This window comes from Halomonas sp. LC1 (genome assembly GCF_030247125.1).
In the GTDB taxonomy this organism is placed as follows: Bacteria; Pseudomonadota; Gammaproteobacteria; order Pseudomonadales; family Halomonadaceae; genus Vreelandella.
The window spans coordinates 1-23,353 of the sequence record NZ_JASSPG010000011.1 but is presented as its reverse complement, the minus strand read 5'-3'; the positions used below and the strand labels follow the sequence as shown (position 1 = coordinate 23,353).

Below are 23,353 nucleotides of genomic sequence, written 5' to 3'. Positions count from 1 at the left end.
TCTTAGGTGAATTGACGAAGAAAGCGCAGATCGTTTTCAAAGAACAAGCGCAGATCATTAACGCCGTATCGAAGCATCGCCAAACGTTCAGCGCCCATCCCAAAGGCAAAACCCGTATAGCGCTCGGTATCGATACCGGAGTGCCGAAATACCTCAGGGTGAACCATGCCGCAACCCATGACTTCCAACCAGCCGCTATGGGAGCAGACACGACAGCCATGACCGCTACACATCACGCACTGAATATCGACCTCAGCAGAGGGCTCCGTGAAGGGGAAGTACGAGGGGCGAAAGCGAACCGACAAATCGTCACGCTCGAAGAACGCCTGCAGGAAATCTTCGATCGTTCCCTTCAAGTCGGCAAAACTGACGCCTTCATCCACCAGCAAACCTTCGACCTGATGGAACATGGGTGTATGGGTCAAGTCCGAATCGCTACGGTAGACGCGCCCAGGGCAGACGATACGAATGGGCGGCTCACTGCTCTTCATGGTGCGCACTTGCACCGGAGACGTATGAGTGCGTAACAGGCGAGTCGCATCGAAATAAAAGGTATCCGCCATTCCGCGCGCCGGATGGTGAGCAGGAATATTGAGCGCTTCGAAATTGTGATAGTCGTCTTCGATCTCGGGACCCACGGCCACATCGTAACCAATACGCGTAAACAACCCTTCGATACGCTCCAGCGTACGGGTAACGGGGTGAAGCCCGCCGCTCTCTTGGCCTCGACCAGGTAACGTGACGTCAATTCGCTCAGCCGCTAAGCGGGCATTGAGCGCTTCGCTCTCCAGTTGCTGACGCTTGGCATCGATCTCACTCGACAGCGTCTGCTTGGCCTGATTGATTTGCTCGCCAGCCGCAGGGCGCTCTTCTGCCGACAGCTTGCCCAGCCCTTTCAACAAGGCCGTCACTTCGCCTTTCTTACCTAAGTAACGTACGCGCAACTCATCTAGCGCTGAGACGCTCTGCGCAGCTTGAATAGCATCGCGGGCCTCTGACACCAGAGTAGGAAGGTGATCCATCCGATTTACTCCGAATTAAGCGATTCCATCTCTGAGGATGGCTGGCATGTTGAAGGTGACAAAAAAACAGGGGAAGAGCGGCTGCTCTTCCCCTGCATGGGTCACACTGAAATGACCTCTGTCATTTCACACTGGCATCAGCTCAGTGCAAATGACCTTATTGGGCAGCCTTGGCTTTTTCCACGATAGCAGCAAATGCTGCTTTTTCGTGTACTGCCAGGTCGGCCAATACTTTACGGTCGATTTCAATACCGGCTTTCTTCAGACCGCCAACGAAGCGGCTGTAAGACATGCCGTTGATGCGCGCACCAGCGTTAATACGCTGAATCCACAGCGCACGGAATTGGCGCTTGCGGTTGCGGCGGTCACGGTACGCATACTGACCGGCTTTGATAACAGCCTGTTTGGCTACACGGAAAACACGCGAACGTGCACCATAGTAACCTTTGGCCTGCTTCAGAACTTTTTTATGGCGACGACGGGCAACTACGCCACGCTTAACACGGGTCATAACACACTCCTGACTTTATGACTGAGGCTAGAGGCACTCAGATAAGAAAATTCGACCTTACAGGTTCGGCAGCATGCGCTGGATCAGCGCTTTGTCGGAAGCATGGATCTGCTTCATGCCACGCAGCTGACGCTTACGCTTGGTCGACTTCTTGGTCAAGATGTGGCTACGGAAAGACTGTTTATGCTTGAAGCCATTCGCAGTCTTTTTGAAGCGCTTGGCAGCGCCGCTGTTGCTTTTGATTTTCGGCATGAGAAAACTCCGCTCGATATTTTTTAGAAAACCCAGGGCCGACTAGCGCCTAAGCGCTAGCCCGTTGACTTCGCCGTTGGATCACTTCTTTTTCGGGGCAAGAATCATGATCATCTGGCGGCCTTCCATTTTCGGGAAAGACTCCACCGCTCCGATCTCTTCCAGGTCTGACGCAATCCGTTCCATCAGCTTACGACCGATGTCTTGGTGCGCCATTTCACGACCGCGGAAGCGCAATGTGACCTTACCCTTGTCACCACCTTCCAAGAAGCGGGTCAGGTTTTTGAGTTTCACCTGATAATCGCCTTCGTCGGTGCCAGGACGGAATTTGACTTCCTTGACCTGGATTTGCTTTTGCTTCTTCTTTTGAGCCGCTTTTTGCTTTTTGGTCTCAAAAACGAATTTGCCATAATCCATGATCTTACAAACGATCGGATCGGCATTCGAAATTTGCACGAGATCTAAACCGGCTGCTTCCGCACGTTCAAGAGCCTCAGTGGTGGGCACTACGCCCAACTGCTCACCGTCGGCATCGATTAAACGCACTTCTTCTTCGGTAATACGCTCGTTCATTGGTGGGCGCTTGTCTTGTGGACGCCCGCGCTGATTGCTTCGCTTGATCGCTCCGTCTCCTTAGGCAATTGACGATGTCGCCAGGGCTGCTCGCTCTGCACTAAAACGTTCGATGAATTCATCGACGGTCATGGTACCGAGGTTTTCGCCGCTGCGAGTTCGCACGGCCACTGAGTCAGCTTCGACTTCCTTATCTCCTACCACAAGGAGATAGGGAACTTTCTGTAACGTATGCTCACGGATTTTAAAGCCGATCTTCTCGTTCCTCAAGTCCGCCTTGATCCGTAAGCCACTTTTTTGCAGGCGCTGCTCTAAATCGAGCGCATAATCACGCTGCGCATCGGTAATGGTCATGAGAACCGCTTGCTGCGGTGCCAACCATAACGGCATTGCGCCTGCATAATGCTCGATCAGTATACCCAGGAATCGCTCAAAGGATCCCAGAATAGCACGATGCAGCATCACAGGGGTTTTACGCGTACCGTCTTCGTCGACGTATTGCGCCCCTAAACGCCCTGGCAAGTTAAAATCTAGCTGAAGAGTACCACACTGCCAAACACGATTCAGACAATCTCTTAACGCAAATTCAATTTTAGGACCATAGAAAGCCCCTTCGCCCGGCTGCAGCTCCCACGCCAAACCAGTCGCATTGAGCGCTGCCTCAAGCCCCTGCTCGGCCCGATCCCACATCTCGGCTTCACCCAGAAAGTCTTCGGGACGCGTAGATAGCTTGAGCTCGACGTCTTCAAAACCCAGCGTTTTATAAACTTGCAGCGTTAGCGCAATGAAGGCCTCGGCCTCGGCCTGAATCTGACTTTCCGTGCAGAAAATATGGGCATCGTCTTGAGTAAAGCCGCGCACTCGCATCAGACCATGCAGGGAACCCGAAGGTTCATTGCGGTGACAGCTACCAAATTCTGCCAAGCGCAGCGGAAGGTCACGGTAGCTTTTGAGGCCTTGATTGAACACCTGAACGTGACACGGGCAGTTCATCGGCTTGACCGCGTATTCACGCTTTTCAGACTCAGTGGTGAACATTAGCTCACTGTAATGCCCCCAGTGACCCGATTTCTTCCACAGCGACAGATCCACCACCTGGGGCGTTTTGATCTCTTGATAGCCGTGCTCACGCTGAATGTTGCGCATGTACTCTTCTAACGCTTGGTACATGGTCCAGCCATTAGGGTGCCAAAAGACCATACCCGGCGCTTCTTCTTGAAGGTGGAACAAGTCCATCTTCCGCGCCAACTTGCGGTGATCGCGTTTTTCCGCTTCTTCCAGGCGCTTCAAGTAGGCCTTTAACTGCTTTTTATCGCCCCACGCCGTTCCATAGATACGGGTCAGCATTGGGTTGGAAGCATCGCCACGCCAGTAAGCACCGGCCAACTTCGTCAATTTGAAGGCCTTCAAATGACGCGTATTGGGAACGTGAGGGCCACGGCACATATCCGTGTACTCCTCATGATGGTACAAACGGATCGTTGCGCCTTCCGGAATGCCGCGGATGATTTCCTGCTTGTAGGTTTCACCCCGCTTTTCGAAGGTAGCCATCGCCTGATCGCGATCAACGTACTCTCGAATGACATCGTACTCATGATCGATCAGCGCTTGCATGCGCTTTTCGATGGCGTCCATGTCTTCAGGCGTTACCGATTTACCAAAATCGATGTCGTAATAGAAGCCATCATCGATCACAGGCCCAATGGCCATTTTGGCCTCTGGGTAAAGCTGCTTCACTGCGTGACCAATCAAATGGGCACACGAGTGACGAATAATCTCTAAACCCTCTTCATCACGGGCAGTAATGATGGAAACGTCGGCATCCTGCTCGATGATGTCAGCGGCATCCACCAGCACACCGTCTATTTTGCCCGCCACGCAGGCCTTGGCCAAACCAGGGCCAATGGACTCTGCTAGCTGCATAATAGAGAGGGGTGCTTCGAACGTTCTTTGGCTGCCATCCGGCAGTGTCACTATGGGCATTCAAGTATTCCTTGAGCGCAGTGGTGATCCATACCAAGGATCACATTTCGCTATCAATGGTCGGGGGTGTTCAGCACGTATTAAAGGCTGCCAAGCCTATCAGACTTTATGACATCGTAAAATAAAACGGGAGGCATGAGCCTCCCGTTCTGTATCAAAGGGTGTCGTCGACGCTGACGCCGACGACACTACCCATTGAGGGTACAGTCGAGTGGATTAGTTCCACTCATCCAGTTCTACGCGACGGTTCTGGAAACGACCTTCTTCAGTGTCGTTAGTCGCTACCGGACGCTCTTCACCGTAACCAATCGCACGCATGCGGTCAGCTTCTACGCCGCGCTGATTCAGGTAAGCAGCCACAGACTCTGCACGACGCTGTGACAGATCCTTGTTGTACTGGTCAGAACCACGAGCATCGGTGTGGCCTTCAATGCTGACACGTACGTCAGGATTGTTCACCAAACGCTCAGCAACGCCGTTCAGAACGTTTTGCGCGTTGGCAGTCAGCTGAGCAGAGTCAAACTCGAAGTTGACTTCACGCAGCACAACGCTCGCCGGGCAGCCCAGGGCGTTAACTTCTACACCAGCTGGAGTGTCCGGGCACTGGTCGCGATAGTCCGGAACGCCGTCGTTATCGGAATCCAGCGGGCAACCGTTGGCATTGACTTCGACGCCAGCCGGGGTACCCGGGCACTGGTCGCGGTAGTCCGGCACGCCGTCACCGTCGGAGTCCAGCGGGCAGCCTTCGGCATCAACAGCAACACCAGCAGGCACTTCGCCATAGCTCGGGCACTGAGGTGCTACCGGCTCAGGCGTACGGTCTGCACACAGCAGGCCGCCGATCGCAGCACCCGCAGCGGCACCCGTCGCAGCGCCCGCGTCTTCATCAGAGCTGCTGCTGGTGGCGTAGCCGATGCTGCCGCCGATGATGCTGCCCGCCAGACCACAAACGGCCGGGTGCTGATACCAGCTTTGACCGCTGTTGGCGCCGTCTTGGCTGGAAGACTGAGAGGCCGAGCTAGCGCAGCCTGATAGGCCGACGACTAATGCAGAACCGATGAGCAAGCCAGTCGTTGATTTTTTCATGCAAGACTCCTTCTTGATCCAATGCTGACATGGTCTAAAAGACCAAATCTATCCAATGCTTCTTATGGCGAGAGCATCCATTTTTCGCTGTTCTGTTTCAGGTCTAGGAACCCTATCCCATGAAACGAACAAGGTGCCTATCATTAACGTTTCAGCGCTAGAAGGCAACAATGCCGAGATATCAACTTCTTGCCAATACCGACCCTACCAGCATAGCAAAGCTGACATCGTTGGCATTAAAAAAATTTCAATGCAGAGCGGAGGGGCCTTTAGCGCGCCATTTAATCACTGCCGCCGCAGCCGCAAGCACCGCAGGGCGCATCTCGTCTTCGACGGCGAGCCGCTCCTTGTCTTCTTTCATTCTTTCCCTAGGGGTCAACTGCTTACGTGCTGAGTGAGTCTTCAAGTGACGCGTACGATGATAGACGTCCGCAAACGCTTGGAATTCAGGACGCTCAGCAAGGCTTGGGTCGATGATCTCGAGTAACACTTTACAGCGCCAAGAACCCTCGGTGATATCGACCTGCTCTTGGACGAGGGCACTGACGACGTAATCGAGATTTTCCAAGCTATTCTGTTGGGCACGACGCTCTTCGTCCAAACGAAATGCCTCGCGGCGCTTCACCTCATTACGAAGCTTGTAGGCATAGCCACCCAAACCGATAATGATCAAAACGGCGACGACGAGCAGTAAAAGTGCAACCGTTGAACTCATAAAGCCCCTACTGACTGGGAAATAAATAGCTTAACGAGAATTGTACACCTAATTAGCGGAGTTAGACCAACACCATTCACTGTCACTCCCCTCTAAAGCCTCCAAACCCACGCTTAGCTGTAACGAGAAGCCAACTCGTCTCTCTGTGGCATAGAGTACGCCATCTCCCGCACACTGACACGATAGCACCAACACCACCAAGCCCATCCAAGACTCAACACGAGTGCTATAGCGCCAGCGGTATGGAGTAACGCTAGCCAAAGCGGCAGCCACAACAGCACGTTAGCGACACCTAGTCCCACTTGGAGCGTATAGGCACACAGCACCCCCACCAGTGCGTTCGCGACTTGTTTGATGTGCCGGTAACGCCACCAGAGCAGCAGTAGCGTCATACCCAACAAAAGCGCCCCCAGCCGATGCACCATGTGAATCGCCGTGCGGGCATCGGCATGCAATTGACCATGAAGATAATTGGGACCAACGGTTTGTGTTAGGTGGAACCCTTCACTGAGATCCATACTGGGCCACCATTGCGTGTTACAAGTTGGAAATCCTTGGCAAGCAATACCGGCGTAGTTACTGGTCACCCAGCCGCCTAGCGCGAGTTGAAGCACTAGTACCCCGCCAGCAGCGTACCAGAGCACGTTGCCTGCAGCGCCCGAGGAAACGCTTCCTTGCCGAATACTGCGCAACCGAAGATGCAACCAGAAAAACACCATTAAAACGCTGAGTCCACCCAGCAGGTGAAGCGTGACCACCTGCGGCCACAGCTTGAGGGTAACGGTAAAGGCACCAAACGCGCCTTGCACGAGAATGACGAGCAATAGTGACAGGCTGAGACGCCACGGATACCCCTTACGCGTTCGCAGTGGCCAACCCAATGCCACCACGCTGAGCACGATGACGCCTAGAAAGCTCGCCACGTAGCGGTGCGCCATTTCTACCCACGCTTTGAAAGGTTCTAACGGGGCATCAGGATGCTGGAGCGCCGCATGTTCACTATCGGGGACGATGAGCTTTCCATAGCAACCTGGCCAGTCCGGACAGCCTAACCCCGCATCTACCAACCTCGTCCACGCACCTACCAATATCACGCAGGCAGTGAGTAACGTACCTGACAACGTCAACCATACAAGCCAGCGAAGACGGCGCTGTGGGTCGCTATGCATCATAGTTCCTTACGGCTAAGAGTAGCCGGGCACGGGCTATAGTGGATTGACTTTAAACAAATGACGTATGTCATCGAGGATGTCGGCGGCAGCCGTTGCGTCGTCAAAAGCAAGGGCGGGCCTACCCATCGGGTCGAACAACCACACGCTGCTGGCGTCACCCCACGCAGGGGAACGTTGCCAACTGGTCACCGTTTCGCCCGGCAATGCAGTGGCTTCCCCACCGATTCTCAATCGCTGCAGGCGTGGTGCCTCCCGCCCCAAGGCGCGGTGTAAACGCCAAAGCTCGTCCTGCTTTTGTTCACAGTGCGCGCCGCAATCGAATACCAGCGTCCACCGCTCAGAGGCAGGCGCCGGCAACGTCAATGGCCATTCATGTAAAGAAGGAACGTCTAGCGTGACTTGGCCATGGGCGGTGTTCGCTTGAGGAATGCCCACATGCCAAGTCACCATCCCCCAAGCGGTGACAATGGGAGCAGCAAAAATCACGAACAGTAGCAGCAGCTTGGTTCTTGGATAGCGTACGGGACGATGGGGTGGCATATTAACGTCCTCCTAGATAGCGTTCGCGATTGTCGGCGACCAAACGGTGTCCACCCAACAGCATGATCATGAAAGCCGTTAAGGCCAACGCCCACCACTGCACGGCATAGCCAAGATGACGGCTGGGCGGCATCACACTTGGCTCCCACCAAGGTGTCAGCGTACCGGCTCCCTCCTCTGCATGCAGCCACCCTTGATGACTGAATGCGCCTAGCGTCGACTCCCATGGCATAAGGCTAAGCTGTTGAAGCCTGACGCCCTCTCGATTAGCGCCATAAAGGGGGCCTTGCACTTGTGCATTCTGCCACTCCCCAGAGACGTCGATCATGCCGACAGGCGTCGATGTAGAGGGTGCCTCTCGGCTGGGCCCCGTTTCTAAAAACCCTCGCTGAACCAACCATAGCTGCCCGTACCTATCTCTGAGCGGTGTAAGCACCGCAACGCCCAACCGACCTCCCGTCATTCGATTGTCTAAATAGAGCGTATGCTCCGACAGATATCTGCCACGTAAATGTACCTGTGCGCCTTCGACGGGTGTATCGGTGGGCTCGATCATCACAGGAGCAGCCGCTCTGCTGGCCAATAATTCGCGCTTGTCATCCGCCCGCTCCCACTGCCATAGTCCTAAGACGAGACCGAGCGTGACCACCACACCCCAGAACAAATACCAAGCATAAAGTCTGACTGGATAACGAGAGGGCTTGATCATGTGGTTAAAACTACTCATCGCCGTGGTATTTATCGGAATGGTGGCCAGCCTTGCTGCAGGCGCAGGCTTTTTGCTTCGTGATGACAGCACTTCCAGGCGCCTGCTCATATCACTGAAATGGCGTATTGCTCTCGCTTGCCTGCTGGTGGCACTGCTTCTCATTGGCTTTTTATCAGGCGAGCTTGGATAGCCTCCTAGAACACATAGACGAAAATAAAGAGCCCCACCCAGACCACGTCCACGAAGTGCCAGTACCAACAGGCCGCTTCAAAGCCAAAATGGTGATCGTTAGCAAAGTGGCCTTTGACGATCCTCACGAGCATGCTTGCCAAGATCAGAGTGCCAATGATCACATGAAGGCCATGGAAACCCGTGAGTATGAAAAAGGTAGCGCCGAAAATCCCCGCCTCCAAGGTGATGCCATAGTGGTGATAAGCCTCGTAATACTCGACACCTTGAATGACGATAAAGCAGATACCCAACAGCACCGTACCCGCCAGCCAGTTGCGACAGGTTTGCCGATAGCCTAGTTTAAGAGCCTCGTGTGCGACGGTCAGCGTGATACTGGACGTCACGAGTATGAGCGTATTGACCAGAGGCAGTTGCCAAGGGCTAAGCACGCTGGTCGGCCCTGATACCGACGCATCGGGCGGATTGAGCAGCGGCCACTGCGGCACGAAATCTGGCCAAAGCAGCGCTGATACACCTTTGGCCCCCTCACCACCGAGCCATGGCAACGTGAAGGTTCTGATATAGAACAAGGCACCAAAAAAGGCGGCGAAAAACATCACCTCGGAAAAAATGAACCAGCCCATCCCCCAGCGAAATGACCGGTCCATCTGAGCATCATAGAGGCCTCCCATGGATTCATGAATGACATCGCGAAACCACAGACCCATCACACTCACTACCCCCAGAACACCAATGACCATCAGTGGCGCTCCGGTATCGTGCACCAACTGAATACCGATACCCACCATCATGGCGCCAAGCGCAAGTGAACCTAAAATGGGCCACCGACTGGTAGCAGGAACGTAGTAGCTGCCGCTGCTCATATGTTATCCCCCGCCGAGTTATTGTTTTGGTCCGTCTGGAGCGCTATGCGCTGTACTGGGTATAGGGTGTATACCAAGGTGATGGTGTTGATCTCTTCAGGCAGGTCTCTGGCCAACTGAAAAACGAGCGGAATGGTGAGCCGTTCGTCTCCCTGCAGTTGCTGCTCTTGAAAGCAAAAACAGCTGACCTTGCGTAAATGTGTCGTGGCACTGGAGGGAGACACGCTGGGCACGGCTCGCCCCCAACTCTCGACGGCACTGTTGTTGGTGAACGTGAAATCCACCTCTGCCGTTTGCCCTGGATGAACGCGCATTTGCCGCGTTTCGACGCTCATTTGCCAGGGTAAACCGGCACTGCCACGAGTAATGAACTGCATCGTGACGAAGCGCGACTGATCGACCTCCTCATGTACGATGGCCTGGGCAGTAGTATCGACTTTGCCGTTCAACCCGGTCACCTTGCAAAACACGTCGTAGAGGGGCACCAAGGCGAATGCAAAGGCAAACATCCCCACCAGGGCCGCCACGCTTCGCACGACCGTTTTTCTCACTCCCGCTTCTTGATACCCCTCGATAGCCATGCTCATACCTCCACCTAGGCCGACACTCACTGCTTAGTCATGAGTTTGGGCACGATGAAAGACGGGAGGCGTGTCAAACGTATGCAACGGCGCCGGGCTGGGCACGCTCCACTCTAAATCTACGGCGCCTTCCCAAGCTTTCGCAGGGGCTTTCTGCCCGCCTCGCACGCAGAGCACGACCACAAGTACAAAAAGGAGCTGTGAGGCACCAAAGAAAAACGCCCCAATGCTGGATAGCAGATTGAAGTCGGCAAACTGCAGCGCATAATCGGGAATACGCCTTGGCATACCTGCCAACCCGGCGAAGTGCATCGGGAAAAAAGTCAGGTTGACGCCAATGATGGAGCACCAGAAATGGCACTGCGCTAGACGTTCGTTGGGGTAGTGCCCCGTCCACTTGGGTAACCAGTAGTACACGCCTGCCATGATGGCGAAAATAGCGCCAGGCACGAGTACGTAGTGGAAATGTGCCACTACGAAATAGGTGTCGTGGTACTGGAAATCGGCAGGGGCAATCGCCAGCATCAGCCCTGAAAAGCCGCCTATGGTGAATAGCACGACGAACGCCAGCGCAAACAGCATGGGTGGTTCAAAACTGATTGACCCCCGAAACAGCGTGGTCACCCAGTTGAACACCTTGACCCCCGTGGGCACTGCGATCAGCATGGTGGAGTACATGAAGAACAGCTCGGCGGTCAGCGGTAGACCGACGATGAACATATGGTGGGCCCAAACCAAAAACGAAAGCAGTGCGATGGCCGCAGTGGCATATACCATCGAGGCGTAGCCAAACAGCGGTTTACGCGCAAACGTTGGAATGATGGCTGACACGATCCCAAACGCTGGCAGTATCATGATGTAAACTTCCGGGTGCCCAAAGAACCAGAACAGATGCTGGAACAGCACGGGATCTCCCCCACCCGCAGCATCGAAGAAGCTGGTACCGAAGTTGATATCCATCAACATCATGGTGATGACCCCCGCCAATACCGGCATGACGGCGATCAACAGAAAGGCCGTGATGAGCCATGTCCAGACGAACAGCGGCATGTCCATCATCCGCATACCAGGAGCTCGCATGTTGAGAATGGTCGCGATGATGTTGATGGCACCTAAAATCGAACTAATCCCCGCGATATGCAGCGCCAGGATAAAAAACGTCGTGGAAGCCGGCGCATAGGTCGTCGATAAAGGCGCGTAGAAGGTCCAGCCGAAATTAGGGCCGCCGCCTGGCATCAGTAAGGTAGAAAGCAGTAGAGCAAAGGCAACGGGTAAAAGCCAAAAACTGAAGTTGTTGAGTCGCGGTAACGCCATGTCTGGCGCGCCAATTTGTAGGGGAATCATCCAGTTGGCGAGCCCCGTAAAAGCGGGCATCACGGCTGCAAAGACCATAATTAAGCCGTGCATCGTGGTCATTTGATTAAAGAACTCAGGCTCGACCAGCTGTAAACCGGGTTGGAATAGCTCCGCTCTCACCACCAGCGCAAAGATCCCACCGACAAAAAACATCGTCAGTGAGAAAATCAAATACAGGGACCCAATCTCTTTATGATTGGTGGTCAGCAACCATCGCAAGATGCCTTTAGGTGGGGCGTGGTGAGCGTGCCCCTCCTGAGACTGGCTGCCCGCAACGGCCGTCGAACTGTGCTGCAGCGGGTGTTGTGGAGGTAGTTTGGGCGCCATAAGTCTCTCCGCACTTTATCGTATTATTAGAAGACGTTGTTTAACGCTTATTGCGCGATACGTTCGGCCACTGCCGCTGGCTGAACGATATCCCCCGTATCATTTCCCCAGGCATTTCTCGTGTATGTCACCACCGCAGCTATCTCTACCGGATTCAGCGTACTACGGAAGGCTGGCATGGCCGCGCCCGACACGCCGTTGATGACACGGCCTAAATGCCAATCCAAGTCATTGATCAACTGTTCGTTGCCTGCAAGCGCAGGGAACGCGGGGGGAGCCCCCTGCCCTTCACTTTGATGGCAAGAGGAGCAGATGGATTGATAGACGGTTTCGCCACGAGCCATAAGTTCTTCCATCGCCCATTCACGATCGACCCCCATCGCTTCCTGCTCGGCAGCAGCTTTACGCTCCTCAAGCCACGTCTCAAACTCTGCTTCCTCCATGGCATGCACCACGATGGGCATGAAGCCATGATTGACCCCGCATAGTTCGGCACACTGCCCGCGATATATGCCGGGCTCGTTGATCTGAACCCAGTTTTCGTTAATGAACCCAGGGATCGTGTCTTGTTTGACGGCCAGCTCGGGCACCCACCAAGAGTGGATGACGTCATCGGACGTCATCAAAAAGCGCACTTTGCGATTGATGGGCAACACGAGAGGCTCATCCACATCGAGTAGATAATGCTCGCTTCTCTCTTCTTCGCCACGGATCTGTTCGCGGCTGGTACTTAGGTTGGAAGTGAACGCAACATCCTCACCCAGGTATTCGTAGCGCCAGCGCCACTGCTGACCGGTAATCATGATATCCAGGTCAGCTTCAGAAGCGTCATACATGTTTTTGAGTGTGGCCGTTGCGGGCACCGCCATGCCGACCAGTATCAGGATCGGAATGGCCGTCCAGAGCACCTCCACGGAGGTGTGTTCATGAAAGCGGGCAGCCTTGGCTCCCTTGGAGTGACGATAGCGGAACAAGGAGTAAAACATGACACCGAAGACGACGACGCCAATCACCACACATACCCAGAAAATGGTCATGTGAAGGCCAAAAATATCGCGGCTGACATCCGTTACGCCGACCGGCATATTCCAGCTACTGGCTTGCACTTGGGAGATACTTGCGACACTGGACATGGTGAGAAGCCATCGCCACGGTAGGTGCATAGCCGCCTCCTTGTTATTGTTGTTCTCGCCAACCCTTTTATTAGGTCAGGATTAAGTGATGTCATTTGAGTATAGAAAACATATGGCATTCGTCACGCTCGACAAGCGTGATGTTTCTCAACGGTTCAACCTGCTGCAAAGATCGCCACACCAAGCAGCATTAGCACGAACACAATCGTGACGGCGACCGCCGTTATGATGAAGATTGCAGGCTTGCCACTAGAAAAATCCTGCTGCCGCTGACGATCATTCTGGACGCCTATGAGCGCTGCCAGTACTGACTTGATCACTGACCACATAGCGCTTTCCTCACGGTTGAGTGGGTTAATGCTCGATTGGGCAACCGTCGTAGAGCACCTGGCTCTCATTGAGGATAGGCAATTTCATGAATCATGCTGTGAGAAAAGCAGTGCCGAGGGAGACATAGGCATATAAGGCCATTGACGCAGGCAACCCGTCTGAGTACGCGAGCGAAAAATGCTGTACAGGACCACGATGGAAAAACACCACTGTAGACTGCTTTTTATTAACACCCTACGCCATCTTTTATCAGTACGCCCGCAGCGTAATTAAGCTTGCGGCCTATCGTCGGCCAATTCACACTAAGCCGACATTTGCTAATTCTGCAATGGGTTGTCAATGGAGTCGTTTATGCCCAAGCATCGTGGAATCGCGTTGCCCCTATGTGTTGCCCTATTTCCTCTTCTATCGCTCGCTGGCTGCACTACCTATACGTGGCCGGATGGTTCTCAAGAAACCGTCTTGGGTGTTGTGGCCGAGGATGAGAACCGCCAGTACGAAGAGCCTCGTGCTGACGGCGTTCGCTATCGTAAACCGGGTGAGCTCCCTGACACACCGCGAAACGATGAAGATAACGACTGATGCTAGTAACGGCTTATCCTTTGCGTCGCTTGGTAAGTGCCGTGGCTTGAGCGGATAAGGGATCTTCGGGCCAAGGGTGCTTTGGATACCGCCCTCGCATCTCTTTGCGTACTTCGGGGTAGCCATTGACCCAAAAGCTCTGCAAATCTTGGGTCACTTGGAGCGGGCGCCTCGCCGGGGACAACAAGTGAAGCGTGATCGGCACACACCCATCGACGACGGTGGGCGTGTCCTGCCAACCAAAAGCCTCCTGAAGCTTCAAAGCGAGTACTGGCGACTGCGCCTCTATACGACACGGCGCGTAATCGAGGCTGATGGCATTGCCGCTTGGCGCGGTTAGCGCCGTCGGCACCAAGCGCTCCATCTGCTGCTGTTGCTCCCACGCCAGCGTGTTCAATAAACAGGTATGAAATGGCAACTTTTCGACCTGAGCCAGGCGCGTCAGCCCAACGACATAGGGCGCTAGCCAGATGTCTAATTTGTCCAGCAAGACAGTCTCGGACCAATCGGGCCACTGCTCGGGCCATATCCGTGAGAGCAGTGCCATACGCCCCTGACATTGGCGAACGTTGTCGGTCATCACTAGGTGAGGACGCTGTCTCAGCGCGGTCAAAAGCGCCTGCTCCATCGCCTCAGCTGACAACTGCTGTAACGGCCGGGAAGCCAAGATGAGTTCGCCATGCCGCTGAACGGCATCTCCCACCAGCCTGCCCTGCTCTTCCGACCAGCGTATTCGCTCTTCCCACTGCTGCGTATCAGGGTAAAGGCTCTCTAGCGTGGCAAGCGTAATGGGCTCTGCCAAATACATTCGGGCGTCACTGGTCGCACTCTCTAGCGCCACCGCCACGAGCCAAGCCTGCTGTGCAAGTGAATGATTTCCGGGCAGCGTGGCCGTTTTGCCGTTCGCCAGCTTGAAACGACCAGGCGACATACGTTGCGCAATGCGATCAGGGTATGCCAGACAAAGTAACGCGCCGAGCGGCTCCAGATCGATCTCCAATGGAAGTTTAGTTTCCATGAGCCGAGACAAACGGGTCGCCTCCCGATGCCACTGTGGAAAGGCCGAAGGCTGACGAAGCCGCTGAACCAGCGCATCACGCAGTGAACCTTGAATCCGCTCCCTCCCCTCTAATAACGCGGCCAACGCGCACGCCAAGGGCGTTGCCTGCAGCGTTCGCGCCCCCAGCAGCATGGCGGCTAAACGCGGTGTCAGGGCAAGTGCAGCACTCTGTTTACCAAGCGGCGTCAATCCACCGTTGGGCACTCGTAAGCAGAGCCGTTTTAAGAGATCTTGAGCCGTTCGCCATGCGCCTTCAGGAGGTGACGTGACCCAGGACAGCTCGTCTGGCTCACGTACGCCCCACAGCGCCAGCTCTAACGCCAATTTGGATAGGTCGGCTTGCAGTATTTCAGGCTCAGCGTACCCCACCAGAGGCTGCTCAGCCGCCCAGAGCCGGTAACACGTCCCCGGCTGTTGCCGACCGGCGCGTCCACGACGTTGATCGGCGCTCGCTTTGTTCACACGCCGTGTCGTCAGCTTGGTCAATCCCGTCCGGGAATTGAAAAGCGGCACGCGTTCTAACCCTGCATCGATGACACAGTTCACGCCATCGATGGTGACACTGGATTCGGCAATGGCCGTTGAAAAGATCACTCGCTGGCGCGCACCATGAGGCCTCATAGCAGCCTGCTGCGCATCCAAGGGCAACCTGCCATGCAGCGGTAGAGCCTCAACATCCAAAGCGCTCCCATCCACGGCAGCAACGAGCTGAGAGATCTCCGCCACGCCAGGCAATATGACCAGTATGTCTTGACTAACGGGACGTGACAGAGCTTCGTGAATCACTCTCAACGCGGCGGCAGTGAGCGACTCGCTCGTTGCCAGTGGGCGGTAGTGAGTCTCGACGGGAAATGCCCGCCCCTGACTTTCAATGACGGGCGTTTCACTTCCCAACACCCGCGTCAGCGCTGTCACGTCCAACGTGGCAGACATAACCAGCAGTCGAAGATCATCGCGCACGCTCTCTTGCACATCGAGTGCCAATGCCAATCCTAGATCTGCCTCGATGCTGCGCTCATGGAATTCGTCAAAAATGATGCCTGCCACGCCTTCTAACAGCGGATCCTCTTGCAGCATGCGTGTCAGCACCCCCTGCGTGACCACTTCCAGCCGCGTATGGGGTCCGATCTGACTATCGCCCCGCATTCGATACCCAACGGTTTCGCCCACGCGCTCATTGAGCTGGTCGGCCATGAAAGTGGCAGCAAGCTTGGCGGCGACTCGCCGCGGCTCGAGTAACAGCAGCCTCTGCCCCTTGGCCCAGTCACTCTCAAGAAGCCTTAGCGGTACGCGGGTGGTTTTACCAGCCCCTGGCTGCGCCACGAGAATCAAGCGCGTCTGATCCGCCAATGCGCACTCGAGTGCCGTTAAATGCTGATCGATAGGAAGCGATGTACTCATAAATCAGCGCGTGAGATGGCCGGAGGTTGCAATACCGCAGCCTTTGAGAATGACGTGTTCCAGAAACTGGCAAACGGACGCCAAATCCGCTTCGCTTAGCGACGCTTTCCCGAGGATGCCGGACACCTGGGCGCTATATTCCGTGTAGTGCTGGGTGGCTGACCAGATCAGAAATATCAACCACCGTGGGTCCACATCGTCCATTTTTCCCTGTCGCGACCACTCACGTATGATCGCCGCACGAGACGCCACCCATGCTTTGAGCTCTCCTGATAGATACTCTTTTAAAAAGGGAGCGCCCGCTAAAATTTCCGCAGCAAAGAGCTTGGACCCTTCCGGATAGCGCTGCCCAAGCTCCATTTTGGTGCGAATGAAATCGCTCAGTACTTGAGCGGGATCACTCTCTTCATGAATATCTTCGAGTACCGCGTTCCAGCGCTTCATCATTCGGTTCAGTAGACGGACGTAAAGCGCCTGCTTGCTACCCATGTAGTAGAGAATGTTGGCCTTGGGCAACTGGGCTTGATCGGCAATGGCTTGAAGACTGGCCCCCCGATAACCGTGCTGTGAAAACACCTGCTCTGCAGCGCTCAATATGGTCTGTTCGATGCGTTCTCTGCTGGCGTTTTCTGGGTTCGCGGTATCCACCGTCATTCAGTAAGCTCCTTGTGATCGCTCTCAGGCGAACTTGTCATCGTTGTCTCGTTAACGTGCCGCATCACAGTGCGTTTTGTAGCGAAATGCACACTAAAAGTGCATGACACATTCATTTAACAAACTCTTGCAAGAGGTGCCGTTTTGTCCCAAGCTCAACATTATTGACCAATCGGTCAGAACAATCATAACGGAGTTTGGCATGGCAACAATTGAGTTTCTGCTCAATGGCACCCCGACCCAGTGTCAGGTGTCCCCGGATACCAGTATTCTAACGCTGTTACGCGATCATTTGGGCATGACCGGCACGAAAGAGGGCTGTGCTTCGGGGGATTGCGGCGCGTGCACCGTCGCGATTAAAAGCCCGGCCGACTCGGATTTTCTGAGCCTTAACGCCTGCATTACCCCTGCCCATCAATTGCATGGCCAGCATCTACTCACCGTAGAGGGTCTATCAGCGAACGGAGAGCTTCATCCTGCGCAGCGGGCAATGGTCGAGTGCCACGGAAGCCAATGCGGTTTCTGTACGCCGGGTATCGTCATGTCGCTATTTACACTACATACCCAACAGCAGAAACGCCCGGCGCCCTTGACGCCGGAACGGCTGGAGGCAGCGCTGGGTGGCAACCTCTGCCGCTGTACCGGATACCGCCCCATTCGGGATGCCGCCCTGAGCATGTCGTCTCATCCATGGCAAACGCCGCAGTGGTTCGACGCCAGCCAACCAGCGGCCGTGGCGCTGAGTCCGTCTAATACACCAGACGACGACGTCGCGCTTTTTGCCCAACCCGCCACGTTGGAAGAGCTCACGGCGCTTCGCCGCCGCTACCCATCGGCCCGCTTGGTGGCTGGCGCTACCGACCTGTGGCTTGAAAACACTCAGCGGCTGGCCACATTGAATCAATTGATCGACGTCACCCACGTCGAATCGCTGCGCCATATCGAAGAGGCCGCTCTGAATGGTAAGTCCGGCTGGTGGATCGGCGCAGGCGTCACTTACTCCCAGCTAGAGCCGCTGTTTGAAGCGCACTATCCAGCGTTTGCCCACCTGCTTCACCGGCTGGGCTCGCAGCAAGTGCGCAATCGAGGCACCTTAGGCGGTAACATCGCCAACGCTTCGCCCATTGGAGATACGCCGCCAGTGCTGTTGGCCCTGGGCGCGTCGTTGGAGCTGATGCATCGAGATGGCTGCCGCGTGCTGCCTCTTAGTGAGTTCTTCTTAGCGTATAAAAAGACAGCGCTCGCCGCCGATGAGGTCATCAGCCGTATTTTCATCCCGCGGCTAGCAGAGGATGCCGAGCTAAAAGTGTGGAAACTCTCCAAACGACGTGAGGACGATATTTCCGCCGTGCTAGGTGCTTTCCATTATCGCTTACAGGGTGGCGTTTTGAGCGACGTGCGGATCGCCTTTGGTGGCATGGCCGCGGTTCCTCAACGTGCCCTGCATGCAGAAGCGGCGTTGACGAACAGAGCGCTATCGCAGGAAAGTTTTCAAGCTGCGCAGCAGGCGTTGGGGAGCGACTTCCAACCAATGAGCGATGTCCGTGGCAGCCAGCGCTATCGCCAGCAGGCCGCTGCCAACCTCATGGAACGTCTCTACCTTTCGCTTTCAGCACCGACACAGGAGGTCATGCTCCATGCGTACGCTCACTAAGCTTGATGGCGATAGCCGCCGCGCTCGCCGCGAATTGAACGATCACATTCAAGGGGCCGGGCCACTGGCTCGCCATACGGTTGACAGCCACGGGCAGCGCCAAGCCGGCACTTCCAGCTTCCACGAAAGCGCCGAGAAACACGTCACCGGTAAAGCGACCTACATTGATGACCTCAAAACGCCCCAGGATGCACTGCACATAGCGCTAGGGCTATCGCCCGTTGCCCATGGGACGCTAACGTCGATAGGGTTGGACGCGGTGCGCAGCGCGCCAGGTGTGGTCGATGTCATTACCTTCCATGATGTGCCTGGCCATACTGACATCGGCCCCGTGTTTCCCGGTGATCCGATTTTCGTTGACCATGAGATCAGCTACGCCGGACAGTGCCTCTTTGCCGTGGCAGCCACGTCCCTTCAGGCCGCTCGTCAAGCGGTCAAGTTGGCCTCTTTGCAAATCGATGAGCAGCCTGCCAGCTTGGATCCCGTGGCCGCCGCCGAGCGTCAAGACGTAGTCCGCCCTACCCATGTGCAAGCCCGTGGAGACTGGGCAGCCACCCTGCAACATGCCGAGCAGTTGATTGAAGGCGAACTGTTCATCGGAGGACAGGAGCACTTCTATCTCGAGGGCCAGGCGTGCGTCGTGGTGCCCACGGAAGATGACGGCGTCATGGTCTACACCTCCAATCAGCACCCAAGCGAGACGCAAAAACTGGTCGCGGAAGTGCTTGGTGTTCCGTTTCATGCTGTAACAGTGGAAGTGCGCCGTATGGGCGGCGGTTTTGGGGGAAAAGAGACCCAAGCCTCGCCCTGGGCATGTATCGCTGCCATCATTGCGCGCCGCACTGGTAGGGCGACACGGCTTCGTCTACCGCGAAGTGACGACATGCGCATCACGGGCAAACGCCACCCATTTCATAATCGTTATCAGCTGGCGATCGATGCACGTGGCGTCATTCAGGGAGGCGATATTACGGTGATTGGCGACTGTGGCTACTCACCCGACCTCTCGGATGCCATCGTGGATCGCGCCATGTTCCACGCCGACAACGCCTACTCGCTGGGCGAGGCCCGGGTTACCGGCCACCGTGCCAAAACCCACACGGCGTCCAATACCGCCTTCCGTGGTTTTGGCGGCCCTCAGGGTATGATGATCATTGAGGCGGCGATGGATGACATTGCCCGCCAAGTAGGCGAAGACCCGCTGACCATTCGTAAACGCAATTTCTATCGCGATGGTCGTGATACGACGCATTACGGGCAGCAAGTCGATCAAAAACAGCTGCTGCATACCCTCGTGAACACACTGGAAACCAGCAGCGATTACTGGACTCGGCGCCAACAGTTACGCGACTTCAATGCATCGAGCCCCATCATCAAAAAAGGACTTGCGCTCACCCCCGTAAAATTTGGCATTTCATTCACCGCTCAGCATCTCAACCAAGCAGGGGCGCTGCTGCACGTTTACACCGACGGCAGCATCATGATCAATCATGGCGGCACTGAAATGGGCCAGGGGCTGCATACCAAAATTTGCCAAGTGGTGGCCCGAGAATTGGGCCTCGACTTGGACAGCGTGCGAATCAGCGCAACACGTACCGATAAAGTCCCCAACACCTCTCCTACAGCGGCCTCCAGCGGCGCGGACCTCAACGGTATGGCTGCCCGAGATGCTGCCAGCAAGCTGCGAGAGCGGCTGTTCGACTTTGCTGCCCAACATTTCGAAGGTGGAATGGATCGTGAAGGCATGCGACTGGAAAACGGCATGCTGGTCGCAGGCATCGGAGAGAGCGAGCGTCGCATACCGTGGGGCGAACTCATCCAAACGGCATACTTAAACCGCGTATCACTTTCGGAAAAAGGGTTCTATGCGACGCCGTTGATTCACTATAACCGAGCGACGGGCCAAGGCCGCCCCTTCTACTATTATGCATTCGGCGCCGCGGTGGCCGAAGTCAGCGTGGACACACTCAGTGGAGAGTACTTGGTCGACCGAGTCGATGTCTTGCATGACGTAGGCAATTCGCTCAATCCAGCGATCGATATCGGTCAAGTCGAGGGGGGCTTCATTCAGGGGATGGGCTGGTTGACCAGTGAAGAGCTCAAATGGAACGATAAAGGCGTGCTGATTAGCGATGGACCGGCTACCTATAAAATCCCCACCTACGGTGACTTGCCTCGTGTATTCAACGTTTCCCTCTTAGAGGGACACCCCAATTCCATGGCAAGCCTATACCGTTCGAAAGCCGTGGGCGAACCCCCCTTCATGCTAGGTATTTGTGTGTGGTCGGCGTTAAGAGACGCGCTGTCGAGCCTGACGGATTATCGCCTTTCCCCCCACTTGGATACGCCCGCCACACCAGAAAGAGTCATGATGGCAGCCAATGCCATCAGGAAAAAAACACTATGACGCCAACGCATGAAACGTGGCACGCTGCTCTGCACCGTTTACAGCAAAGCGGTACGCCACATGTCCTTGCAACACAAGTGACCAGCGCAGGTTCGACGCCCCGCGAGCCGGGGGCTCGCATGGTCATTACCGATGACGCCATTATCGACACGCTGGGAGGCGGTACGTTCGAGTGGCAAACCATTAGCGCCGCTCGGACCTTATTACAGCAAGGGGAAGCCGGCTTTCATCTTGAGGCATTTTCACTAGGCGGACGCAGCGGTCAGTGCTGCGGTGGCTTTGTCAATGTGCTGCTTGAGGTCTTTCCAGGCGCCCCCCAGCAGATTGTGCTATTTGGTGCGGGCCATGTAGGTCGAGAAATCGTCAAATTGAGCGCGCCACTTCCCTGGCAAATCGATTGGTATGACAGTCGCCCCGACCGTTTTACCAAGCAAGATGCCCAACAGCCACGTCTTAACTGTCACACGTTGGCGAGTGTGACCTCCGTCATGGACGCCCTCCCTACCGGTGGCCATACCCTCGTCATGACTCACAGCCATGACGAAGACTACGCGCTCATTTCAGCACTGCTGAAACGCCCGGACCTCGCCACGATTGGACTGATCGGTTCGGACAGTAAATGGGCGAGCTTTCAAGGTCGCTTGATGCGTGATGGCTTTCCACCGGATGAGATTCAGCGTGTCCGCTGCCCCATTGGCGCCGTTCACGGCACCAAACTCAGCAATAAAACGCCCTATGCAATTGCCATGACCGTCGTGGCCGAACTGTTATGGTTAACCGATCAACCCATCGATCGGCAAACCCGCGGACTCGACCCCGTAGCTTTACGCTCTCTATTCAACGATACAGCGACACATTCGAGCTAATATGACTTCTACTGATACGTTTATCCGCGCGGAGCTGGTGAGCTTTGCCCGTGATCCAGGGGACGACGATCTTCCGACACCTGGCAGCCTCGAGCATTACGGCGATGGTCTTCTGTGGCTAAAAGAGGGTCATATCCACGCAGTTGGCCACTACGTGGATATCATCGATCAGTTACCCTCCAACAGTCAGGTGCTCAATTATCGTGGCAAACTCATCATGCCTGGCTTTATCGACACCCACGTGCACTATGTCCAGCTCGACATCATGGCCTCCTATGGTCGCCAGCTGCTCGACTGGCTCAACGACTATACGTTTCCTGAAGAGTGTCGCTTTGCCAATCATGCCCATGCAGAAGCTCTCTCCAACGCCTTTTTAGACGAAATGCTGAGAGCTGGCACCACGACCGCGCAAGTGTTCGGCTCTAGCCACCCAGGGTCGGTCGATGCATTCTTTACCGCTTGCCAGAAACGCCAATTACGCATGCTTGTCGGCAAAGTACTGATGGATCGTAATGCCCCCGACGCATTGATGGATGGTGCAACGGGTATTACCGATACCGAGCGTTTGATCGAAGACTGGCACGGCAGACAACGCTTAGGCTACAGCGTAACACCTCGATTTGCGCCGACATCGACAAAGACCCAAATGGATGCGGCAGGCGCGCTTCTGCGCAATGACGCTTCTCTATGGCTACAAACGCATCTTGCTGAGAATAGCGGAGAACTCGACTGGGTAGCCGAGCTTTTCCCGGGCAGCCGAGACTACCTCTCCGTGTATGAAGACGCTGGACTCGTCGGACCTCGCAGCACCTTTGCCCATGGAATTCACCTGGATAACGGTATGCGCCAACGGCTGGCCGAGCGAGGCGCCAATATTGCATTCTGCCCAAGCTCCAACCTCTTCCTAGGCAGCGGACTCTTTGATCGAGAAGCAGCGAAAGAGACAGGAATGTCCTTCACCTACGCCAGTGATATTGGCGCCGGTACCGATCTTTCGGGATTCGCGACGCTGAAAAGCGCCTATCAAGTTGGCCAATTGCGGGGGCAGCCGCTGACGGCTTGGCAGGGGTTTTACGGCTTGACTCACGGTAACGCTAAAGCGCTCTCGCTGGATCATCACATTGGGCAGCTCGCCCCGTCTTACGAAGCCGATTTTGTCGTGATCGATCCCCATGCCACATCGCTGCTTGAGCGCCGTATCCAACACTGCACCACGTTGGGCGAGCGCCTCTTCGCCCTCATGATGCTGGCCGATGACCGCGCCATCTATGAAACCTGGGCAGGCGGTATTCGCCAACATCAGCGGGATTGATCCCGATCTAAAAGCCGCGTTTGATAAGCGGCTTTTTTGTTTCCCTCCCGCGTTTTCCAGAGACCACACAAC

At 55.4% G+C, this 23,353-nt stretch carries 23 protein-coding genes; 6 read left to right on the top strand and 17 right to left on the bottom strand.

From position 1 onward, the window contains the following. Positions 1 to 2: 2 nt before the first annotated feature. The 10 genes from pheS to QIT27_RS16320 all read right to left on the bottom strand — a co-directional run bounded on the left by pheS (position 3) and on the right by QIT27_RS16320 (position 8,563). Positions 3 to 1,022: a phenylalanine--tRNA ligase subunit alpha gene (gene pheS, locus QIT27_RS16365; protein WP_159342031.1), complete on the bottom strand. Its 1,020-nt coding sequence runs from the start codon at positions 1,020 to 1,022 to the stop codon at positions 3 to 5. A 157-nt stretch (positions 1,023 to 1,179) separates the two neighbouring features. After that, positions 1,180 to 1,533: a 50S ribosomal protein L20 gene (gene rplT / locus QIT27_RS16360; RefSeq protein WP_009097607.1), complete on the bottom strand. Its 354-nt coding sequence runs from the start codon at positions 1,531 to 1,533 to the stop codon at positions 1,180 to 1,182. Positions 1,534 to 1,590: 57 nt separating this feature from the next. Beyond that, complete coding sequence (rpmI, locus tag QIT27_RS16355) at positions 1,591 to 1,785, bottom strand: 50S ribosomal protein L35 (protein WP_009724291.1); 195 nt, start codon at positions 1,783 to 1,785, stop codon at positions 1,591 to 1,593. 81 nt (positions 1,786 to 1,866) lie between these two features. After that, positions 1,867 to 2,406: a translation initiation factor IF-3 gene (gene infC, locus QIT27_RS16350; RefSeq protein ID WP_159343739.1), complete on the bottom strand. Its 540-nt coding sequence runs from the start codon at positions 2,404 to 2,406 to the stop codon at positions 1,867 to 1,869. A gap of 12 nt (positions 2,407 to 2,418) precedes the next feature. After that, positions 2,419 to 4,341 carry a threonine--tRNA ligase gene (gene thrS, locus QIT27_RS16345; RefSeq protein ID WP_253016502.1) on the bottom strand — a complete coding sequence of 641 codons (1,923 nt, stop codon included), beginning with the start codon at positions 4,339 to 4,341 and terminating at the stop codon, positions 2,419 to 2,421. A gap of 216 nt (positions 4,342 to 4,557) precedes the next feature. Further along, the gene (locus QIT27_RS16340; RefSeq protein WP_159342029.1) at positions 4,558 to 5,427 is read right to left on the bottom strand and encodes an OmpA family protein; all 870 of its coding nucleotides are present in this window, start codon (positions 5,425 to 5,427) and stop codon (positions 4,558 to 4,560) included. Positions 5,428 to 5,674: 247 nt separating this feature from the next. Continuing rightward, positions 5,675 to 6,142, bottom strand: a complete 468-nt coding sequence (locus QIT27_RS16335; RefSeq protein ID WP_159342028.1) for a DUF2489 domain-containing protein — start codon at positions 6,140 to 6,142, stop codon at positions 5,675 to 5,677. A gap of 113 nt (positions 6,143 to 6,255) precedes the next feature. Further along, positions 6,256 to 7,311: a COX15/CtaA family protein gene (locus QIT27_RS16330; RefSeq protein WP_502875209.1), complete on the bottom strand. Its 1,056-nt coding sequence runs from the start codon at positions 7,309 to 7,311 to the stop codon at positions 6,256 to 6,258. Positions 7,312 to 7,347: 36 nt separating this feature from the next. Next, entirely contained in the window at positions 7,348 to 7,854 is a 507-nt protein-coding gene (locus QIT27_RS16325; protein ID WP_285264417.1) for a redox-active disulfide-containing membrane protein, read from the bottom strand. Between the two features lies 1 nt (position 7,855). Next, positions 7,856 to 8,563 (bottom strand): SURF1 family protein, encoded by a 708-nt coding sequence (locus QIT27_RS16320; RefSeq protein WP_285264416.1) that lies wholly within the window; start codon positions 8,561 to 8,563, stop codon positions 7,856 to 7,858. Between QIT27_RS16320 and QIT27_RS16315 the strand changes: the two genes are divergently transcribed. Beyond that, positions 8,562 to 8,753, top strand: a complete 192-nt coding sequence (locus tag QIT27_RS16315) for a DUF2909 family protein (RefSeq protein ID WP_159342024.1) — start codon at positions 8,562 to 8,564, stop codon at positions 8,751 to 8,753. The genes QIT27_RS16320 and QIT27_RS16315 overlap by 2 nt on opposite strands. A gap of 4 nt (positions 8,754 to 8,757) precedes the next feature. On the opposite strand, the gene QIT27_RS16310 is transcribed toward QIT27_RS16315, so the two are convergent. From QIT27_RS16310 to QIT27_RS16290, 5 genes are all read right to left on the bottom strand, one after another. Continuing rightward, positions 8,758 to 9,618 (bottom strand): cytochrome c oxidase subunit 3, encoded by an 861-nt coding sequence (locus QIT27_RS16310; protein WP_285264415.1) that lies wholly within the window; start codon positions 9,616 to 9,618, stop codon positions 8,758 to 8,760. Beyond that, positions 9,615 to 10,199 (bottom strand): cytochrome c oxidase assembly protein, encoded by a 585-nt coding sequence (locus tag QIT27_RS16305; RefSeq protein WP_285264440.1) that lies wholly within the window; start codon positions 10,197 to 10,199, stop codon positions 9,615 to 9,617. Before QIT27_RS16305 ends, QIT27_RS16310 begins: the two co-directional genes overlap by 4 nt. Before the next feature lie 33 nt (positions 10,200 to 10,232). Next, the gene (gene ctaD, locus QIT27_RS16300; protein ID WP_217352991.1) at positions 10,233 to 11,882 is read right to left on the bottom strand and encodes a cytochrome c oxidase subunit I; all 1,650 of its coding nucleotides are present in this window, start codon (positions 11,880 to 11,882) and stop codon (positions 10,233 to 10,235) included. A gap of 47 nt (positions 11,883 to 11,929) precedes the next feature. Continuing rightward, a complete protein-coding gene (gene coxB, locus QIT27_RS16295; protein WP_159342022.1) occupies positions 11,930 to 13,045 on the bottom strand; it encodes a cytochrome c oxidase subunit II in 1,116 nt (371 codons plus the stop codon). Between the two features lie 125 nt (positions 13,046 to 13,170). Then, positions 13,171 to 13,344, bottom strand: coding sequence for a DUF2970 domain-containing protein (locus tag QIT27_RS16290; protein WP_253016514.1), 174 nt, complete (start codon positions 13,342 to 13,344; stop codon positions 13,171 to 13,173). 352 nt (positions 13,345 to 13,696) lie between these two features. Here QIT27_RS16290 and QIT27_RS16285 point away from each other — a divergent pair, with 352 nt between their 5' ends. Beyond that, the gene (locus QIT27_RS16285; protein WP_285264414.1) at positions 13,697 to 13,927 is read left to right on the top strand and encodes a hypothetical protein; all 231 of its coding nucleotides are present in this window, start codon (positions 13,697 to 13,699) and stop codon (positions 13,925 to 13,927) included. 13 nt (positions 13,928 to 13,940) lie between these two features. On the opposite strand, the gene hrpB is transcribed toward QIT27_RS16285, so the two are convergent. Both hrpB and QIT27_RS16275 read right to left on the bottom strand, forming a co-directional pair. Continuing rightward, positions 13,941 to 16,388, bottom strand: coding sequence for an ATP-dependent helicase HrpB (hrpB, locus tag QIT27_RS16280; RefSeq protein WP_285264413.1), 2,448 nt, complete (start codon positions 16,386 to 16,388; stop codon positions 13,941 to 13,943). Between the two features lie 3 nt (positions 16,389 to 16,391). Further along, the gene (locus QIT27_RS16275) at positions 16,392 to 17,042 is read right to left on the bottom strand and encodes a TetR family transcriptional regulator C-terminal domain-containing protein (RefSeq protein WP_159342018.1); all 651 of its coding nucleotides are present in this window, start codon (positions 17,040 to 17,042) and stop codon (positions 16,392 to 16,394) included. Positions 17,043 to 17,244: 202 nt separating this feature from the next. Between QIT27_RS16275 and xdhA the strand changes: the two genes are divergently transcribed. Genes xdhA through guaD form a run of 4 tightly spaced genes read left to right on the top strand, consistent with a single transcriptional unit; the run spans position 17,245 to position 23,281 of the window. Next, positions 17,245 to 18,696 (top strand): xanthine dehydrogenase small subunit, encoded by a 1,452-nt coding sequence (gene xdhA / locus QIT27_RS16270; RefSeq protein WP_285264412.1) that lies wholly within the window; start codon positions 17,245 to 17,247, stop codon positions 18,694 to 18,696. Then, positions 18,680 to 21,103 (top strand): xanthine dehydrogenase molybdopterin binding subunit, encoded by a 2,424-nt coding sequence (gene xdhB / locus QIT27_RS16265; protein WP_285264411.1) that lies wholly within the window; start codon positions 18,680 to 18,682, stop codon positions 21,101 to 21,103. Before xdhA ends, xdhB begins: the two co-directional genes overlap by 17 nt. Further along, positions 21,100 to 21,969: a xanthine dehydrogenase accessory protein XdhC gene (gene xdhC, locus QIT27_RS16260; RefSeq protein ID WP_285264410.1), complete on the top strand. Its 870-nt coding sequence runs from the start codon at positions 21,100 to 21,102 to the stop codon at positions 21,967 to 21,969. The genes xdhB and xdhC overlap by 4 nt, the downstream gene beginning before the upstream one ends. 1 nt (position 21,970) lies before the next feature. Then, positions 21,971 to 23,281 (top strand): guanine deaminase, encoded by a 1,311-nt coding sequence (gene guaD / locus QIT27_RS16255; RefSeq protein ID WP_285264409.1) that lies wholly within the window; start codon positions 21,971 to 21,973, stop codon positions 23,279 to 23,281. The last annotated feature ends 72 nt before the right edge of the window (positions 23,282 to 23,353 follow it).

What these genes read in the sequence shown, in the direction of transcription:
- hrpB (WP_285264413.1), bottom strand. Translation starts at nt 16,388, where the DNA reads ATGAGTACATCGCTTCCTATCGATCAGCATTTAACGGCACTCGAGTGC.
- QIT27_RS16315 (WP_159342024.1), top strand. Translation starts at nt 8,562, where the DNA reads ATGTGGTTAAAACTACTCATCGCCGTGGTATTTATCGGAATGGTGGCC.
- pheS (WP_159342031.1), bottom strand. Translation starts at nt 1,022, where the DNA reads ATGGATCACCTTCCTACTCTGGTGTCAGAGGCCCGCGATGCTATTCAA.
- QIT27_RS16285 (WP_285264414.1), top strand. Translation starts at nt 13,697, where the DNA reads ATGCCCAAGCATCGTGGAATCGCGTTGCCCCTATGTGTTGCCCTATTT.
- rplT (WP_009097607.1), bottom strand. Translation starts at nt 1,533, where the DNA reads ATGACCCGTGTTAAGCGTGGCGTAGTTGCCCGTCGTCGCCATAAAAAA.
- xdhA (WP_285264412.1), top strand. Translation starts at nt 17,245, where the DNA reads ATGGCAACAATTGAGTTTCTGCTCAATGGCACCCCGACCCAGTGTCAG.
- QIT27_RS16325 (WP_285264417.1), bottom strand. Translation starts at nt 7,854, where the DNA reads ATGCCACCCCATCGTCCCGTACGCTATCCAAGAACCAAGCTGCTGCTA.
- coxB (WP_159342022.1), bottom strand. Translation starts at nt 13,045, where the DNA reads ATGCACCTACCGTGGCGATGGCTTCTCACCATGTCCAGTGTCGCAAGT.
- QIT27_RS16335 (WP_159342028.1), bottom strand. Translation starts at nt 6,142, where the DNA reads ATGAGTTCAACGGTTGCACTTTTACTGCTCGTCGTCGCCGTTTTGATC.
- QIT27_RS16340 (WP_159342029.1), bottom strand. Translation starts at nt 5,427, where the DNA reads ATGAAAAAATCAACGACTGGCTTGCTCATCGGTTCTGCATTAGTCGTC.
- guaD (WP_285264409.1), top strand. Translation starts at nt 21,971, where the DNA reads ATGACTTCTACTGATACGTTTATCCGCGCGGAGCTGGTGAGCTTTGCC.
- xdhC (WP_285264410.1), top strand. Translation starts at nt 21,100, where the DNA reads ATGACGCCAACGCATGAAACGTGGCACGCTGCTCTGCACCGTTTACAG.
- QIT27_RS16320 (WP_285264416.1), bottom strand. Translation starts at nt 8,563, where the DNA reads ATGATCAAGCCCTCTCGTTATCCAGTCAGACTTTATGCTTGGTATTTG.
- QIT27_RS16330 (WP_502875209.1), bottom strand. Translation starts at nt 7,311, where the DNA reads ATGCATAGCGACCCACAGCGCCGTCTTCGCTGGCTTGTATGGTTGACG.
- QIT27_RS16275 (WP_159342018.1), bottom strand. Translation starts at nt 17,042, where the DNA reads ATGACGGTGGATACCGCGAACCCAGAAAACGCCAGCAGAGAACGCATC.
- QIT27_RS16305 (WP_285264440.1), bottom strand. Translation starts at nt 10,199, where the DNA reads ATGGCTATCGAGGGGTATCAAGAAGCGGGAGTGAGAAAAACGGTCGTG.
- rpmI (WP_009724291.1), bottom strand. Translation starts at nt 1,785, where the DNA reads ATGCCGAAAATCAAAAGCAACAGCGGCGCTGCCAAGCGCTTCAAAAAG.
- thrS (WP_253016502.1), bottom strand. Translation starts at nt 4,341, where the DNA reads ATGCCCATAGTGACACTGCCGGATGGCAGCCAAAGAACGTTCGAAGCA.
- ctaD (WP_217352991.1), bottom strand. Translation starts at nt 11,882, where the DNA reads ATGGCGCCCAAACTACCTCCACAACACCCGCTGCAGCACAGTTCGACG.
- QIT27_RS16310 (WP_285264415.1), bottom strand. Translation starts at nt 9,618, where the DNA reads ATGAGCAGCGGCAGCTACTACGTTCCTGCTACCAGTCGGTGGCCCATT.
- xdhB (WP_285264411.1), top strand. Translation starts at nt 18,680, where the DNA reads ATGCGTACGCTCACTAAGCTTGATGGCGATAGCCGCCGCGCTCGCCGC.
- QIT27_RS16290 (WP_253016514.1), bottom strand. Translation starts at nt 13,344, where the DNA reads ATGTGGTCAGTGATCAAGTCAGTACTGGCAGCGCTCATAGGCGTCCAG.